The organism is Pseudomonas poae, assembly GCA_028869255.1.
Classification (GTDB): domain Bacteria; phylum Pseudomonadota; class Gammaproteobacteria; order Pseudomonadales; family Pseudomonadaceae; genus Aquipseudomonas; species Aquipseudomonas poae_C.
The window spans coordinates 5,201,432-5,218,903 of sequence record CP110972.1; the positions used below are offsets into that span (position 1 = coordinate 5,201,432).

Here is a 17,472-nt window from a genome sequence, read left to right on the forward strand (position 1 = left end):
CACTTCGACTTAAAGGTCAGTCGAAGGTAATGCCCTGCGCCAGCGGCAATTCCAGCGAGTAGTTCACGGTATTGGTCTGGCGACGCATATACCCGCGCCACGCATCCGAACCCGACTCACGCCCGCCACCGGTCTCTTTCTCGCCACCAAACGCGCCACCAATCTCCGCGCCGCTCGGGCCGATGTTGACGTTGGCGATCCCGCAATCACTGCCCACCGCCGACATGAACTGCTCGGCTTCACGCACATCGGTGGTGAAGATGCACGACGACAAACCTTGAGGCACGGCGTTGTTCAGGCGCAGGGCTTCGGAGAAGTCCTTGTAGCCGACCACGTACAGAATCGGCGCGAAGGTTTCGGTGCACACCACATCGCTTTGCTCGGGCATTTCCACAATTGCCGGCGACACGTAGTAGGCGTTGGGGAATTTTTCTTCCAACTGGCGCTTGCCGCCGAACACCTTGCCGCCTTCGCTCAAGGCTTGCTCCAGGGCGTCCTGCATATTGTCGAAGCCGTGTTTGTCGATCAGAGGTCCGATCAGGTTGCCTTCCAGCGGGTGGCCGATGCGCACTTTGGAATAGGCGGCCTTGAGACGGGTAACGATTTCTTCCTTGACCGACTCGTGGGCGATCAGCCGGCGCAGGGTGGTGCAGCGCTGGCCGGCGGTGCCGACGGCGCTGAACAGGATGGCGCGTACGGCCATGTCCAGGTCGGCGCTCGGGCCGAGGATCATCGCGTTGTTGCCGCCCAGTTCAAGGATGCTGCGGGCAAAACGGGCGGCGACTTTCGGCGCCACTTCACGGCCCATGCGGGTGCTGCCGGTGGCGCTGATCAGGGCCACGCGCGGGTCATCCACCAAGGCGGCGCCAGCGTCACGGCCGCCGATGATCACCTGGCTCAGGTACTCGGGGGCGTCCTTGAAGTTTTTCAGTACGCGCTCGAACAGCGCCTGGCAGGCCAGGGCGGTAAGCGGGGTTTTTTCCGATGGTTTCCAGATCACCGCGTTGCCGCACACCAGCGCCAGGGTGGTGTTCCACGCCCATACAGCCACCGGGAAGTTGAACGCACTGATCACGCCAACCACACCCAGCGGGTGCCAGGTTTCACGCATATGGTGGCCAGGGCGCTCGGAGGCGATGGTCAAGCCGTACAACTGACGCGACAGGCCGACGGCGAAGTCGCAGATGTCGATCATTTCCTGCACTTCACCCAAGCCTTCCTGGGTGATCTTGCCGGCTTCCCAGGACACCAGCTCGCCCAGGTCGGCCTTGTATTCGCGCAATACATCGCCAAATTGACGCACCAGTTCGCCACGGCGCGGTGCCGGCACTTTACGCCAGGCATCGAATGCATGCTCGGCGCGACTGACCTGTTGCTCCACCTCGGCGGCACCTTCCCAGTGCACACTGCCGATGCGGCTGCCATCAATCGGCGAATGCACGGGCTGTTTGCCCGCCTGGTACAGCGCCGGGTCTACCCCGAGACGATCAAGCAATGCGGCAACCATGGGTCACTCCTTCAAACTCAAACAGAAAATTTGCGCCGCCACAGACACGGCGATCCAGACCTTATTTGTAGCTGGCCCAAGACTTGCCAACAAACGACGATTAGGCGAGATATCATTCCGTTTATTCATGCAAAGAATAAAAAGAGGCGTGCCGTGCTGAACAAAAGACATTTGCCTTCGATCACCGCCCTGCAGTGTTTCGAAGCCGCCACCCGCCACCTGAGCTTCACCCGCGCAGCCGAAGAGTTGAACCTCACGCAAAGCGCGGTGAGCAAACAGGTGGCGCAGTTGGAAGAATTGCTGCAACACCTGCTGTTTCGTCGAGTGCGCAGGCGCCTGCAGATGACCCCGGCAGGTGATTTGTACCTGGTGGAAGTGCGCAAGATCCTCACGCAGGTGGAGATGTCCACCCACTACCTGCGCTCCTACGGCGGCGAGACCGAAGTGCTGCGGGTGTCCACGCCCTACACCTTCGGCGCACGCTGGCTGGTGCCGCGCCTCAAGGGCTGGCGCTTGCGTCACCCACAGATCCATCTGGATGTGTGCAACGAGCAGGACCCGGACGAGTTGCTGCAGGGCAAGGCCGACATGGCCTTCTACTTCGGCCAAGGCTCACGCCCCGGCACCGAAAGCCTGAAACTGTTCAGCGAGGAGCTGGTGCCGGTGTGCGCCCCGGAGAGTCTGCCCGCGCAGCCGTTCACCGACCCCACGCAACTGAGCAAGCTGGTGCTGCTGCAAAACGCCTCGCGCCCCCAGGGCTGGCACGACTGGTTCGCCAGCCAGGGTTTCCACACCGAGCACAGCTACCATGGGCCGCGTTTCGACACCTTCTATATGTGCATTCGGGCGGCGCAGGTGGGTTGCGGCGTGGCCTTGTTGCCACGGTTTCTGGTGGAAGAAGAACTGGCCGACGGCAAGCTGGTGATTCCCTGGCAGCATGCGATGCCGAGCCAGGATGCTTATTACCTGGCTTATCCGGAGCATTCGGCGGAAGTGCCCAAGGTGCGCGAGTTTGTGAAATGGATGATGGAGCAGGTTTGATTTTTTGGCCTGCACCATCGCTATCGCAGGCAAGCCAGCTCCCACATCTGGAGTGTATTTCAAGTGTGGGAGCTGGCTTGCCTGCGATGAGGCCTGTGGCCATTCCAAAAAAATCACTGGCAAAACAACACAGGTCTATGCGCCACTAGCGCCATTCCTTAATTGTGCGTAAAGGTCGGCGCCCATCGCCGACCCGTCTGGAGATTCCCGTTATGAGCGAGAGTGTGTTTGCCGATCGCATCGTGCAGAACTTGCTCGACACCGACTTCTACAAGCTGACCATGATGCAGGCGGTGCTGCATAACTACCCGAACGTGGAAGTGGAATGGGAGTTTCGTTGCCGTAACAGCGAAGACCTGCGCCCCTACCTCGCGGAAATCCGCTACCAGATCGAGCGCCTCGCCGAGCTGAGCCTGAGCCCGGACCAGCTTGGTTTTCTTGAGCGCATCAGCTTTATGAAGCCGGACTTTTTGCGCTTTCTAGGGCTGTTCCGCTTCAACCTGCGTTATGTGCAAACCGGTATCGAAAACGGCGAATTGTTTATCCGCCTGCGCGGACCGTGGCTGCATGTGATCCTGTTTGAAGTGCCGATGCTGGCCATCGTCAGCGAAGTGCGTAACCGCTACCGCTACCAGACCGTGATCCTCGAACAGGCCCGCGAGCAGCTGTACCGCAAGTTCGACTGGCTGACCGCCAACGCCGGCAGCGACGAACTGGCCGAGCTGCAAGTGGCGGATTTCGGCACGCGCCGGCGCTTCTCGTACCGCGTGCAGGAAGAAGTGGTGAGCGTGCTCAAGCATGACTTCCCAGGGCGTTTTGTCGGCACCAGCAACGTGCACCTGGCCCGCGAATTCGATATGAAGCCGCTCGGCACCATGGCCCACGAATGGATCATGGCCCACCAGCAACTCGGCCCGCGCCTGATCGACAGCCAGATCGCCGCCCTCGACTGCTGGGTCCGCGAATACCGCGGCCTGCTGGGCATCGCCCTGACCGACTGCATCACCACCGATGCCTTCCTCAGCGATTTCGACTTGTACTTCGCCAAGCTGTTCGACGGCCTGCGCCACGACTCCGGTGACCCGGTGCAGTGGGCCGAAAAAGCCATCGCTCACTACCACAAGCTCGGCATCGAGCCGATGAGCAAGACCCTGGTGTTCTCCGACAGCCTGTCGTTGCCCAAGGCCCTGGAGATTTTCCGGGCGCTGCGCGGTCGCATTAATGTGAGCTTCGGGATCGGCACCAACCTGACCTGCGACATTCCGGGTGTGGAACCGATGAGCATCGTGCTTAAAATGACCGCCTGCAATGGCCAGCCCGTCGCGAAGATCTCCGATGAAGCGGGCAAGACCCACTGCACCGATCCGAATTTCGTCGCCTATTTGCGTCACGTTTTCAAAGTACCTGCCCTTTCCAGCAAGGAGTGAATCATGCAAGCCGTACAGCGTGAGATTGCGCAGCAGCTCAAGGTCCAAGCACCGTTCAAAGACCAGGCGGCCCTCGAAGCCGAAGTTGCCCGACGCGTGGCGTTTATCCAGGACTGCCTGCGCAATTCCGGGCTCAAGACATTGGTGCTGGGCATCAGTGGCGGCGTCGACTCCCTGACCGCTGGCCTGTTGGCCCAGCGTGCGATGCAGGAACTGCGCGCCAGCACGGGTGATGAGGCTTACCGGTTTATCGCCGTGCGCCTGCCCTACGAAACCCAATTCGATGAAATCGACGCCCAGGCATCGGTGGACTTTATTGAGCCGGACGAGCGCCATACCGTGAATATCGGCCCGGCGGTGAAAGCCTTGGCCAATGAAGTGGCGGCATTTGAGGGCAAGGCGGCGGTGTCCCGCGACTTCGTGCTGGGCAACACCAAGGCGCGCATGCGCATGGTGGCGCAGTACACCATCGCGGGCGCGGCCGGCGGCCTGGTGATCGGTACCGACCATGCGGCGGAAGCGGTGATGGGCTTTTTCACCAAGTTCGGTGACGGCGCGTGCGACCTGGCGCCCTTGAGCGGCCTGGTGAAAAACCAGGTGCGAGCGATTGCGCGACACTTTGGCGCGCCGGAGTCATTGGTGGAGAAGATCCCGACTGCGGACCTGGAAGACCTGTCGCCCGGCAAGCCGGATGAAGCGTCCCACGGCGTGACCTATGCCGAGATCGATGCGTTCCTGCACGGCGAGCCGGTGCGTGAGGAAGCGTTCAGGATTATCTGCGAGACCTACCGCAAGACCGAGCACAAGCGGGTCATGCCGTTTGCGCCGTGAGGTGAGCCAGATGGTTTCGGGTTGATTGTCAGACCGCTTTCGCGAGCAAGCCCGCTCCCACATTTGGAATGCATTTCAAGTGTGGGAGCGGGCTTGCTCGCGAAGAACGATAACGCGGTCTTACTTGACGGTCACAGTGCCTTTCATCATCGAGATGTGGCCTGGGAACGAGCAGAAGAAACCATACTTTTCATCAGCCTTCAGCTTCGAAACGTCGAACGTCACCGAGTCTTTCTCACCAGCACCGATGAGTTTGGTGTGAGCGATGATGCGTTCGTCACCGTCTTTCAGGTAGTTCTTGTCAACGCCGCCGGCCATACCATCAGCCGCAATCGGCTGCATGTCGGCTTCTTTACTCAATACCCAGTTGTGACCCATGACGTTTTTCGGCAGGTTGCCGGAGTGAGTCAACTCGACGGTGAACGTCTTGCAGCTCTTGTCGATCGTGATTTCCTTGGTGTTGAAGGACATCTGGTCGGTGGAGTCGACGGTGACCTTGCACTCTGCGGCAAGCAACTGGCCGCTCGCCAGAGTCAGCAGGGAAACAGCAACGAGTTTGGCAAACATGTGAATCTCCAAGGCAGGGTTAAAAAACGCGTATTGCGACAAGGGTGCCTCAAGCAGGCTTGAATTCTTATGATCTGAATCAACAGATTGTATACAACTTTAGGCTATCAGACTTATCAACACAATCTACCAGCCAAAGCAGCAGTACCTGCTTATGATCGGCCCATCACCCACTGGAGCCCGAACCATGCGCCTCAATCACCTGTTCAACGGCCTGTTGGCTGCGTACGCCTGCGGTAAGTGAAGGCCAAGCGCACCTTGAAGCTGCTACCATGTCGTCCCAAGGCAGCTGCGCGCCGCCACCCTCACCTTCGACCCTAGAGGATCGCCCATGGCCAAACCTAATTACTCCTTCGCCAAACGTCAGAGAGACTTGGCCAAGGAGCAGAAGAAAGAGGAAAAGCTGCAACGCAAGAAAGCCGCTGCCGATGAAGAGGCAGGTGCACTGAACCCGGATGCTGAAGGTGAAGTGGCGACTGACGAGACCGAGACACCGAAAGACCCGGCTGAATAAATTCTGTTGGGGTGAGCAGGCCCTCCCTGCTCACCCCAACCCACCATTATTGCAGCGGCATCACCGTCACCCGCACCTCCGGGTCATGGTTCCCTCCCCCCAGAATCACCCCCGCAACGGCGACACATCAGAGAAATCACGGCCCCAGGCCAGGGTGATGTGCTCCAGTGCCGGCTGCACATTGTTCGTCGGATCAAAATCTACCCAGCCCGACACCGGGCAATACACCGAAACCCATGCGTGGGACGCGTCGGCGCCGATCAGCCGTGGTTGGCCCGGCGGCGGTTGGGTCAGCAGATAACCACTGATATAGCGCGCCGCCAGGCCCCGCGAGCGCAGGCACGCGAGCATCAGGTGGGCGAAGTCCTGGCACACGCCGCGTCGGCGCTCCAGCACTTCCACCAAGGGTGTGGCGACTTGGGTGGCTTCGGCATCGAAGGTGAATTCGCTGAAGATCTTTTCCATCAACGCCTGCACGCCCAGCAGCAACGGCTTACCGGGAGGGAAACAACTCTCGGAAAACTCGACGAAGGTTTTTTTCAGGTGCACGTACGGCGACTCAAAGCGATAGCGGCAGGCTTCGATCAGTTCGGCGGGCAGCGGCTGGCTGCTGTAGGTCAGGCTGTCACGGGTCTGGTCCCAGGCTGGCGACTGCTGAAAATCCAGCGCCGGGCGGGCCAGCACTTCCACGGTTAACCCGGCATTGACCAGCAGTTCGTCGTGGGGCCGCTCAAACGCCAAGCGGGTGATCGGGTTGCCGAACACGTCCAGCTCATCGCGGCGCGAAGACGGCTGCGGGCTGATATCCAGTTGCTGCGCGCTGCAACGCTGCCAGGCGCACGGCCGTGGCCATAAATGCGCCAGCTGCTGGGCCAGGGACACCGGGCTGTCGTAGTGGTAGTGGGTATCGTGAAAAATCTGATAGCGCGCGCTCATTACACCGACACCGTTTGCTGACTCACATCATCCACATGGGCAAAGTGACGCAACGCCAGGCGGTCCGACACTTGCCCGCTCTCATCGGCGACCGCTTGCAGCAGGTCGGCCAGGCCGTCCAGCGCGGCACGCACGCTGGACTCGCCGAACAACGGGTTCTCCAGGCAACCCAGGTCAAACCGCGCCAGGCGCTCTACCAACGGCGCCAGGCCGGTTTCCGGGGCACGCCGAAGTCGTCGTTGAGACGACGCAGGGTGCGGCTCACCAGTTTCAACTGGAACAGCACGGCGTGCGGGTTCTGCTCATCCAACAACAGCAGGTCAAGTACCGGGATCAACTGCGGCACCGCCAGGTAGCGCGAGCGGTAGGTGATGCTGCTGTTACCCAGCTCCAGCAGCCACTCAAGGCCCGCCTGATCAAACACCGCCACGCCACGCAAGAATGCCGCGAGGCTGCTGCTGAGAAACTGCAGGCGCTCGATACGCCGGCCCATCATCAAAAAGCGCCAGCCTTCGTCGCGGGTCATGTCGTCCAGGGCAAACCCGGACAGCGCCGCCAGGGACATCACCAGGCGGTTGAGAAAATCCAGCAGCTCGCCAAAATCCGGGGTCTCGCTTTCCAGCTCCAGGGCCTCGCGTTGCAGCTCCACCAACGCTTGCCAGTTCTCGCGGGACAACTTGCCCCGCACCTGGGACGCCGCCCACTGCAAGCGCTGCAGGTTGGCGCGCAGGCTCGACGGCCAATCATCACCGAGCAGGGCCGCAAGCAGGCGTTCGGGCAACTCGCCCTCCTCCGGCAGCAAGCGCAGGTTCTCACCCAACTCCACCGCCGCCTGCAGCGCGAGGGGATCGTCGCCGTCCACATAGCGCGCCAGCACGATACGCAACCAACGCGCACTGTCGTCGCAGCGCTCGCAATAGCGGCCAAACCAGAACAGGTTTTCCACCACGCGTGACGGCAGATACGGGTCGCGGCGCACCAGGTCGTGGGCGCCGATGGCACGCTGGGCGCGCCAATGCTCGCCACCGGCGGCGCGTTCGCCAAGTACCCAGGTGTCCTTGCTGGCGCCGCCGCGTTGCATCGACACCACTTCAGCATCGGCCTCGGCCGCCACGCGGGTCAGGCCCCCGGGCAACACGCGGTAGCCGTCATCACTGGCCACGGCGTACACGCGCATGCCGATAGCGCGGTGCTGCAAGTGGTCATCCACGGTGTGCCACACCGGCGCCTGGGACAGCTGCGCCAATTCCTGGGCGACATACGCATAAGGCCGCGCACGCATGCGTTCGGCCAGGGCCTGGCGCTGCTCTTCGTTCAAATCGCGGCCGAATACCGGGGTGAAACTCTGCGACGGAAACGCGGGTTTGATCAACAGCTCCGGCAGTTTCTCCAAGGCTTCGGCCAGCACCGGCGCCTCACCGCACCACCAGGTGGCGATAGACGGCAGGATCAGCTCCTCGCCAAACAGGAACTGGTTGATCTTCGGCAGAAAGCCGAGCAAACCCGGGGACTCCAGCACACCGCTGCCCAAGGCATTGGCCACCAGCACATTGCCCTGGCGCACGGCGTCGAGCAGGCCGGGCACGCCCAGGGCCGAGTCGGTGCGCAGCTCCAGCGGGTCGCAGAAATCGTCGTCCAGGCGGCGCATGATCGCGTGCACCCGGCGCAGGCCGCTGAGGGTTTTGAGGAACACGGTGCTGTCGCGCACGGTGAGGTCGCCGCCTTCGACCAGCGGGTAACCAAGCTGACGCGCAAGGTAGAGGTGTTCGAAATAGCTCTCGTTGAAACGGCCCGGGGTGAGCAGCACGATCAGCGGCGGCTGGTCATCAGCGGGCGCCTGGCGGGCCAGGGTTTCCTGGAGGGTGCGGAAAAACCCGGTGAGGTGCTGCACCTGCAAGTCGCGGTACAGGTCCGGGAACGCGCGGGACACGATGGTACGGTTTTCCAACGCATACCCGGCACCCGACGGCGCCTGGGTGCGGTCGGCGGTGACCCACCAGCGGCCGTCCGGGGTCCGCGCCAGGTCCACGGCATACAGGTGCAGGAAAGCCCCGTCGGGCGGCTGGATACCCTGGCACGGCCACAAGAAATTGTTATGCCCGAACACCAGCTCGGCGGGCAGCAACCCCTCTTTGATCAAACGTTGCGGGCCGTAGAGATCGGCCAGCACCGCATTGAGCAGGCGCGCACGCTGGGCGATACCGGCCGACAGGTGCTGCCACTCCTCAAAGGCCAGCACATGCGGCAGCAGGTCCAGTTCCCACGGGCGATCGGCGCCCTTGGGGTCGGCGTAGACGTTATAGGTCACGCCGTTTTCCTGGATCTGCCGGGTCAGCAGCGCCTGGCGCTGGGCCAACTGCGCGGGCGTGCTGCGCTGCAAGTGATCCAGCAGGCGCCGCCAATGGGCACGCACCGCGCCGCTGTCGTCCAGCAATTCGTGATAAGTGCCCGCGGTCAGCGGGTAACGGTCGAGCAAGTCGGGCATGGAACGCTCGGCAGAGGCAAGGGGGCTCAGATTAACTCAAATTCACTGCAATCCAGCGTGGGATGAAAACACCTGTGGCGAGCGGGCTTGCCCGCGTTGGACTGCGCAGCAGTCCCATCTTCTGGGGCCGCTGCGCGTCCCAGCGCGGGCAAGCCCGCTCGCCACAAAAGCACTTCACTTCCACAGGGGGCGCGCTTAGTCATTTTTATTGGGGAAGCGCCGCAGATCCAAGGTCATCGGTAATTCATCATTCACCACCACTGGCGGCACGCAGAGCTTGCCCGGCGTGTGGCCGAGGCGGAAAAACCGCGCCATACGCCGGCTCTCAGCCTCATTGGCATTCACCGGCAAGCTGTCGTAATTACGCCCGCCGGGATGCGCGACGTGGTACTGGCAGCCGCCCAGCGAGCGTTGCATCCAGGTGTCCAGCAGGTCGAACACCAACGGTGCATGCACCGCGATGGTCGGTTGCAGGCAGTTGGCCGGTTGCCAGGCGCGGTAACGCACGCCCGCCACAAACTCGCCAACGCGCCCGGTGGGTTGCAGCGGCACCGGGATGCCGTTGCAGGTCAGCAGATAACGCTGCGGCGGCAGGCCGCTCAGCTTCACCTGCAAGCGCTCAAGTGAGGAATCCACATAACGCACCGTGCCACCCACCGCCCCCTCTTCGCCCAACACGTGCCAAGGCTCCAGGGCCTGGCGCAGTTCCAGTTCGATCCCACTGACGGCGTAGTCGCCCACCTTGGGGAAACGGAACTCCAGGTGCGCGGCAAACCATTCGGCGCGCAACGGGTAGCCAGCGGCGTTCAGCTCGACGATCACGTCGGCGAAGTCTTGCTCGATAAAGTGCGGCAACAGGAAGCGGTCGTGCAGCTCGGTGCCCCACCGCGCCAGTTTCGGCGGCGCGTACGGCTCGCGCCAGAAGCGCGCTACCAGGGCCCGCAGCAGCAATTGCTGGGTCAGGCTCATGCGCGCATGGGGCGGCATTTCAAAGGCGCGCAACTCCAGCAGGCCCAGGCGGCCGGTGGCGCCATCCGGCGAGTAGAGTTTGTCGATGCAGAATTCGGCGCGGTGGGTATTGCCGGTCACATCGATCAACAGGTTGCGCAGCAGGCGGTCCACCAACCATGGCGGGCACTCCTCACCGGCGGCGGGCATCTGTGCGAAGGCGATTTCCAGCTCATACAGCGCATCGTTACGGGCTTCGTCCACCCGTGGCGCCTGGGAGGTCGGGCCGATAAACAGCCCGGAAAACAGGTACGACAGCGAGGGGTGGTTATGCCAGTAGCTGATCAGGCTGCGCAGCAGGTCCGGCCTGCGCAGGAAGGGCGAATCCTTGGGCGTGGCGCCCCCCAGCACAAAGTGGTTACCGCCACCGGTGCCGGTGTGGCGGCCGTCGATCATGAATTTTTCGGTGGTGAGGCGAGTTTGCCGCGCCTCTTCGTAGAGGAACTCGGTGCGTTCTACCAACTCGTCCCAAGTGGCGGACGGCTGCACGTTGACCTCGATCACACCCGGGTCCGGCGTAACCCGGAAGTTGCTCAAGCGCGTGTCGAACGGCGGCTCGTAGCCTTCCAGCAAGACCGGGCAATGCAGCTCTTCGGCGGTGGCTTCGATGGCGGCCACCAGCTCCAGGTAATCCTCGACGCGCTCCAGCGGCGGCATAAAGAGGTATAGGCGCCCTTCGCGTGCTTCGGCGCACAAGGCGGTGCGGGTCAGCCAGTCGGCGGACTCGTCCACCTTGGGCACACGCTCGTCGCTCGGTGCGGGCTCGCCATGGCTTTGCAATTGCGCGCTGCTCGGCAGTTGTGGCTGGTCCTGATTCGGGTCGGTGGGGTGCACAAACGGATACTCCGCCGCTGTCACCCACGGCTGCGACGCCAACGGCAGGCGATAGCCCAGCGGCGAGTCCCCCGGCACCAGGCGGCAGTGGTTGTCCCGCAGGTACCAGCGCCCGCTCTGCCAGCGGTCATTGGCGGCGGTGCGCGCCAGCGGCAGCACTTGGCCGATGACTTTATCCAGGCCCTGGCCGAATACTTTGCGCAGGCGTTCGCGCTCCAGGTCGTCGCTTAAACGCGGGTCCTGGGCGGTGACGTTTTGCGGCAGTGCACCTTCGCGCCACAGGTAGTAGAAGTTGTCTTCGAAGGCCGGAAACACAAAGCGCGCCGGCAGCTTGAGGCGCTCGGCGACGCTGGCCAGGAAGCGCCCGGCCAATACGCCATCCGCGCCGTAGTCCTGTTGCTCATCGGCAATCAGCGCACTGTTATGCCAGATCGGCACCCCATCACGGCGCCAGTAGCAGTTGAGCGACCAACGCGGCAGTTGCTCGCCGGGGTACCACTTGCCCTGGCCAAAATGCACCAGGCCTTTGGGCGCGTAGTGATTGCGCATGCGCTGGAACAGTTCGGCAGACAGCCGGCGCTTGTCCGGCCCGAGGGCTGCGGTATTCCACTCGGCACCGTCGGGGTCGTCGATGGACACAAAGGTCGGCTCGCCGCCCATGGTCAGGCGCACGTCGTCCTTGAGCAGGTCGGCGTCGATCTGCCGGCCCAGGGCCTGGATCGCCAGCCATTGCTCTTCGGTGTAGGGCTTGGTAACCCGTGGCGCCTCCCAGATACGTTCAACCGACATCTCGTGGGTAAATTCGCACTCGCACGGCTCCACCAGCCCACTGATCGGAGCGGCGGAAGATGGATCGGGACTACAGGCCAACGGGATATGGCCTTCACCGGCGAACAACCCGGAGGTGGCATCCAGCCCGATCCAGCCAGCGCCAGGCAAATACACTTCGCACCAGGCGTGCAAGTCGGTGAAGTCCACCTCAGTACCGGACGGGCCGTCGAGGGCTTTGACGTCGGCGGTCAATTGAATGAGATAGCCGGACACAAAGCGCGCCGCCAACCCCAGGTTGCGCAGCAATTGCACGAGCAACCAGGCCGAATCCCGGCAGGAACCGGAGGCGTTTTCCAGGGTGAACTCCGGGGTTTGCACCCCCGGTTCCATGCGGATCAGGTAGCCGATATCCGCCGCCAGGCGCTGGTTGAGGCCGACCAGGAAATCCACAGCCGGCAACGGCGTACGGTCGATAGCGGCCAGGTAGGCGGCAAACTTCGGCGTCAGCGGCAGGGTTTCCAGGTACGGCGCCAGCTCGCGCTGCTCGTCGGCGGCGTAGCTGAACGGGATTTTCTCGGCGTAGGGCTCAAGAAAAAAGTCGAACGGGTTGAACACCGCCATCTCGGCGACCAGGTCGACTTCGATGCGCAGCTCGTCGGTCTTTTCCGGGAACACCAACCGCGCCAGGTAATTGCCCTGGGGGTCTTGCTGCCAATTGATGAAATGCTGCTCGGGCAGCACTTTCAGCGCGTAGGACAAAATCCGCGTGCGGCTGTGGGCCGCCGGGCGCAAACGCACGATCTGCGGGCCGAGTTCGACAGCGCGGTCATAGCGGTAATGCGTAACGTGGTGCAACGCGACATGAATCGACACGGCGGCCTCCTGCGAGCCAGGGCATGAGCACAAAGCGCGCAAGACTTATGCCAGAGCGGCGGTCATTGCGCTTTATCGTAAGACCCGGTGCAGTACAGCACCAAAACGGCGCCAACGGTGGCGCCGTGGTGCAAGTGACGCACATATTTGTGGCGTGCGTTCGAGGATCAGTGGTGAATCTACCCAGTTAGCGAGCCTTGTGCTTAGCGATGATGGCTTGGCGCAGCCGTCGCACTTCAACCAGTTTGTGGCGCATTTCGCGGTGACGCTTGCTGTTGAGCAGCAGCAATCCCAATAAGGGAAACAACAGGCTCAAGCCATAGGACAGCCAATGCGGACCAAAGGTAATAGTGGGCAGCACTGCCAGAAAACACAGTGCGAGCAGCATCACCAGCGGCCATACCCACTGCGGCCGCCCGCGCGCGATCATGAAATTGCACTGCACGATGCCCCACGTCAGCGCGAGCCCCCCCAGAAAGGAATACTTGAGGTTGTCGTCCAGCGGCAAGCGTGGGAAATAACTGTCGAAAATCAGCGGCACCGCAAACACCAGGCTGAACACCGCCGCGAAAATCGCGCCCATGAAGACCGGAAAATAGTGCGCCAGAAAACTGCGAATGCTGGGCAGCTCATTCATCGCTCATTTCCTCATACAACCCCACGGCAATGGTGCGCACATTCCCCGAGAGTGCACTGCCGGTAAACCCGATGGCAGCGCCCAGGGCGTCCTGTATCTGGGTCACCGTTGCATGCTTGACCTGGGCCGGCGTGAAACGCTTGGTCGCCTCGCCGGACAACTGTTTCAACTTGAGCATTTTGGCGCTGATGCGCGGATCCTGGATGCTGAGCAGCTCTTTCGTCAGCTTGGCGCGCTCTTGCCGGTTCAACCCTCGCAGCACGTCCCTCACGCTCTTGCCGGTGGTGGCCTGATTCAAGCGCACCAGTTTTACCGTGGTCAGCGTCGACGCACCAACCCCTATCAAAGACGCAGCGTCCAGCGCGATCATCGTGTACTGATACCACTGCGCGCTGTCGAGCTGGTCATTTTTGGCGGGATTACTGATCTCATTGCTGACGCGATAGCCGCTGGCAAAACACTGGAGCGTGCTGGCGGTGGCGGCGGTATATCCGATGGCCGTAATCACGCTGCTCGCGCCCGCCGTGAACGGCACGGCGACGGTGCCGCTGAGCACGACGATCCAACCGATGATCGCGCCTGCGCAGGATAGGGATGTGTTGATCGCCTCTCCCACCAGTCGTGATTCACGGGGATTGTCCTGCACCTGTTGCGCAAACTGCGCCGGGGCGATGTATTTCTGCGCTTCACGCAAAATGATGCGTTTGGGTGCAATGCTGCAGATCGGCTGGAACTCGCGCAGGGTTACCACGTTGAAATCGGCGTCGATATACACCACGCCCGCGCCGACGATAGCGGGGTCGGCGTCAATGGCGGCGAACAGGCGCGGCAGGTTGATCTGGCTTTCGATGCGCTGTCGCGCCATGAACTGGGAGCGGTTGGAATCCATGCCAATACTGGCCAGGGGGTTGCCCATGGGTGTTCTTCCTTGAAAGGGGTGGTGGCCAGACTGGCCTCATCGCGGGCAAGCCCGGCTCCCACATTTGGAATGCATTCCCCTGTGGGAGCCGGGCTTGCCCGCGATGGCGATTCAATGGGCGCCACCTTAACAAACAGGCTACCCAGCGGCTAGAAAGCAAAACGCCAGCACACGGCTGGCGTTTTGCATGTTCAGGCTGCGATCAACGCGGCACGACCGGCTTGCGCGCAGGCTTGCCGCCCTTGCCCTTGGCCGCATCGCTGCGCTCTTTGGCGGCCTGCTTGTTGCGCGCCTGCGCCGCAGCCTTGGCTTGTTCGCGCTTGTCCCACGGGTTGCTGCCGTCGCTGCCTCGCGGCGGCAGGCCGGTGTGCTGGGTGAGGATCTTGGTGGTGGTTTCCTTGGCGACCTTATGGCTGCCGGCCGGCGTCGAGTTCTTGCGACGCGCGCTCTGGTAGCTGTCGGTGGACGGCTGGTGCAACGGGATCAGTTGGTCCTTGCCCGGCCCGATCAGGTCGGCACGGCCCATGCGGGTCAGCGCTTCGCGCAGCATCGGCCAGCCTTTGGGGTCGTGATAGCGCAGGAACGCCTTGTGCAGACGGCGCTGCTCCTCGCTCTTGACGATGGTCACCGCGTCGCTCTTGTAGGTGACCTTGCGCAGCGGGTTCTTGCCCGAGTGGTACATCGCGGTGGCAGTGGCCATCGGCGACGGGTAGAACGCCTGCACCTGGTCGGCGCGGAAGCCGTTGCCCTTGAGCCACAGGGCCAGGTTCATCATGTCTTCATCGGTGGTGCCCGGGTGGGCGGCGATGAAGTAAGGAATCAGGTACTGCTCCTTGCCCGCTTCCTTGGTGTACTTCTCGAACATGCGCTTGAACTTGTCGTAGCTGCCGATGCCCGGTTTCATCATCTGGTTGAGCGGACCTTCCTCGGTGTGTTCCGGGGCGATCTTGAGGTAGCCACCAACGTGGTGGGTCACCAGCTCTTTGACGTATTCCGGCGACTCGACCGCGAGGTCGTAGCGCAGGCCGGAAGCGATCAGGATCTTCTTCACACCCGGCAACGCACGGGCGCTGCGGTACAGCTGGATCAAGGAGGAGTGGTCAGTGTTCAGGTTCGGGCAGATGCCGGGGAACACGCACGACGGCTTGCGGCACGCGGATTCGATTTCCGGGCTCTTGCAGGCGATGCGGTACATGTTCGCGGTCGGGCCGCCGAGGTCGGAAATGACGCCGGTGAAGCCTGGGACCTTGTCGCGGATCTCTTCGATTTCGCGAATGATCGACTCTTCGGAACGGTTCTGGATGATGCGACCTTCGTGCTCGGTGATCGAGCAGAAGGTGCAGCCGCCGAAGCAGCCACGCATGATGTTCACCGAGAAGCGGATCATGTCGTAGGCCGGGATTTTTTCCTTGCCGTACGCCGGGTGCGGAACCCTTGCGTAAGGCATACCGAATACGTAGTCCATTTCTTCAGTGGTCATCGGAATGGGCGGCGGGTTGAACCACACGTCCACTTCACCGTGTTTCTGCACCAGGGCGCGGGCGTTGCCTGGGTTGGTTTCCAGGTGCAACACGCGGTTGGCGTGGGCGTAGAGCACCGCGTCGCCACGGACCTTTTCCACCGACGGCAGGCGGATCACGGTCTTGTCGCGGGTCATGCGCGGGCTGGCCAGGATCTGCACGACCTTGGCTTCGTCCGGATCGTCCTGCGGCCCCTTTTCCTGCTCGATGGCGCAGGCTTGGGTGTCCTGGGTGTTCACGTACGGGTTGATGATCTTGTCGATCTTGCCCGGACGGTCGATACGCGTGGAGTCCACTTCATACCAGCCAGCAGGCGTGTCACGGCGAATGAACGCGGTGCCGCGCACGTCGGTGATGTCTTCGATCTTGTGGCCCCACGACAGGCGCTGGGCCACTTCGACAATGGCGCGCTCGGCGTTGCCATACAGCAGGATATCGGCGGTGGCGTCGATCAGGATCGAGTTGCGCACCCGGTCCTGCCAGTAGTCGTAGTGGGCGATGCGGCGCAGCGAAGCCTCGATGCCGCCGAGCACGATCGGCACGTTCTTGTAGGCTTCCTTGCAACGCTGGCTGTACACCAGGCTGGCGCGGTCCGGGCGTTTGCCGGCCATGCCGCCAGGGGTGTAGGCGTCGTCGGAGCGGATTTTCTTGTCGGCGGTGTAGCGGTTGATCATCGAGTCCATGTTGCCGGCCGCGACGCCGAAGAACAGGTTCGGCTCGCCGAGCTTCATGAAATCGTCTTTGGACTGCCAGTTGGGCTGGGCAATGATCCCGACGCGAAAGCCCTGGGACTCCAGCAGCCGGCCGATGATTGCCATGCCGAACGACGGATGGTCAACGTAGGCATCACCGGTGACGATGATGATGTCGCAGGAATCCCAGCCAAGCTGATCCATCTCCTCCCTGCTCATCGGCAGGAATGGCGCAGGACCGAAACATTCGGCCCAGTACTTGGGATAGTCAAATAACGGCTTGGCTGTTTGCATGACGGTGACCGGTGTTGAGATGAAAAATCGCGGGCGCGGAATATAGCACAAATTTTGACCAATTCCGACGGCAATGGTCGGCTTTTAACCCTTCGTTATCCGCAAGCACGCGCTACCCCGTATAGGCGGCTGCGCGGGGCTATCCGGCTAACCGATGTTAGCGCATCGCCTGAGTAGGCTGGAGCAGATCAATCACTGCTTCGATGGTCTTTTCATGAACACGCGCCCGCCCGACAACCATAAGGCTTTTATCAAGGCCCAACTGCCCACTTGGCTCGCCCAGGCGCCGCCCGACCTGCTCAGGGACTTTCGCGACAGCCTGATCGGCAGCAACCAGGCCAGGCACGACCTCAAGGCCTTCATGCAGACCCTGAAAAGCCCGGAAGCCTTCGCCTGCCCCCTGCTGCGCCATGCACTGCGCACGCGCTTTTTCGGTTTGCTGGAGGACGAGAACGCGATCCTGATACGCGAGTGGAAGCATAGCCATTTGCTGGGGCTGATCAAAAACCACGCCCGCACCACTCGGCAAACCTTGCTCGAAGCCGCCCTGCAAAACTACGAAGCCTCGGAAGCCCAAGCGGGTGGCATGGAAGCCGGCACCGGCCTTTACAATGCA

The 17,472-nt window shown here is 62.2% G+C and carries 11 protein-coding genes and 2 pseudogenes; 4 read left to right on the forward strand and 9 right to left on the reverse strand.

Features of this window, described 5'->3' with window-relative positions; translation table 11 throughout:
- Positions 1–16 precede the first annotated feature (16 nt).
- Positions 17–1,507, reverse strand: a complete 1,491-nt coding sequence (locus LRS56_23705) for an aldehyde dehydrogenase family protein (protein ID WDU61773.1) — start codon at positions 1,505–1,507, stop codon at positions 17–19.
- Between the two features lie 153 nt (positions 1,508–1,660).
- Between LRS56_23705 and LRS56_23710 the strand changes: the two genes are divergently transcribed.
- The 3 genes from LRS56_23710 to nadE all read left to right on the forward strand — a co-directional run bounded on the left by LRS56_23710 (position 1,661) and on the right by nadE (position 4,806).
- Entirely contained in the window at positions 1,661–2,548 is an 888-nt protein-coding gene (locus tag LRS56_23710) for a LysR substrate-binding domain-containing protein (GenBank protein WDU61774.1), read from the forward strand.
- A gap of 212 nt (positions 2,549–2,760) precedes the next feature.
- Positions 2,761–3,975, forward strand: coding sequence for a nicotinate phosphoribosyltransferase (pncB, locus tag LRS56_23715; protein WDU61775.1), 1,215 nt, complete (start codon positions 2,761–2,763; stop codon positions 3,973–3,975).
- A 3-nt stretch (positions 3,976–3,978) separates the two neighbouring features.
- Complete coding sequence (gene nadE, locus LRS56_23720; protein WDU61776.1) at positions 3,979–4,806, forward strand: ammonia-dependent NAD(+) synthetase; 828 nt, start codon at positions 3,979–3,981, stop codon at positions 4,804–4,806.
- A 120-nt stretch (positions 4,807–4,926) separates the two neighbouring features.
- Here the strand turns inward: nadE and azu are convergent, their stop codons facing one another.
- Positions 4,927–5,373: an azurin gene (gene azu, locus LRS56_23725; GenBank protein ID WDU61777.1), complete on the reverse strand. Its 447-nt coding sequence runs from the start codon at positions 5,371–5,373 to the stop codon at positions 4,927–4,929.
- A gap of 331 nt (positions 5,374–5,704) precedes the next feature.
- Here azu and LRS56_23730 point away from each other — a divergent pair, with 331 nt between their 5' ends.
- The gene (locus LRS56_23730; GenBank protein ID WDU61778.1) at positions 5,705–5,887 is read left to right on the forward strand and encodes a hypothetical protein; all 183 of its coding nucleotides are present in this window, start codon (positions 5,705–5,707) and stop codon (positions 5,885–5,887) included.
- Positions 5,888–5,933: 46 nt separating this feature from the next.
- Here the strand turns inward: LRS56_23730 and LRS56_23735 are convergent.
- The 7 genes and pseudogenes from LRS56_23735 to LRS56_23765 all read right to left on the reverse strand — a co-directional run bounded on the left by LRS56_23735 (position 5,934) and on the right by LRS56_23765 (position 17,409).
- Positions 5,934–6,823 (reverse strand): annotated as a pseudogene (locus tag LRS56_23735) (transglutaminase family protein).
- Positions 6,823–9,308, reverse strand: a pseudogene (locus tag LRS56_23740) (circularly permuted type 2 ATP-grasp protein). The pseudogenes LRS56_23735 and LRS56_23740 overlap by 1 nt, the downstream one beginning before the upstream one ends.
- A gap of 195 nt (positions 9,309–9,503) precedes the next feature.
- Positions 9,504–12,794 carry a transglutaminase family protein gene (locus LRS56_23745; protein ID WDU61779.1) on the reverse strand — a complete coding sequence of 1,097 codons (3,291 nt, stop codon included), beginning with the start codon at positions 12,792–12,794 and terminating at the stop codon, positions 9,504–9,506.
- A 187-nt stretch (positions 12,795–12,981) separates the two neighbouring features.
- Complete coding sequence (locus LRS56_23750) at positions 12,982–13,431, reverse strand: hypothetical protein (GenBank protein WDU61780.1); 450 nt, start codon at positions 13,429–13,431, stop codon at positions 12,982–12,984.
- On the reverse strand, positions 13,424–14,347 hold the full coding sequence (locus LRS56_23755) for an NAD synthetase (protein WDU61781.1): 924 nt from the start codon (positions 14,345–14,347) through the stop codon (positions 13,424–13,426). Before LRS56_23755 ends, LRS56_23750 begins: the two co-directional genes overlap by 8 nt.
- Positions 14,348–14,552: 205 nt before the next feature.
- The gene (locus tag LRS56_23760) at positions 14,553–16,856 is read right to left on the reverse strand and encodes a YgiQ family radical SAM protein (protein ID WDU61782.1); all 2,304 of its coding nucleotides are present in this window, start codon (positions 16,854–16,856) and stop codon (positions 14,553–14,555) included.
- A 157-nt stretch (positions 16,857–17,013) separates the two neighbouring features.
- The gene (locus tag LRS56_23765; GenBank protein WDU61783.1) at positions 17,014–17,409 is read right to left on the reverse strand and encodes a hypothetical protein; all 396 of its coding nucleotides are present in this window, start codon (positions 17,407–17,409) and stop codon (positions 17,014–17,016) included.
- Positions 17,410–17,472: the final 63 nt, after the last annotated feature.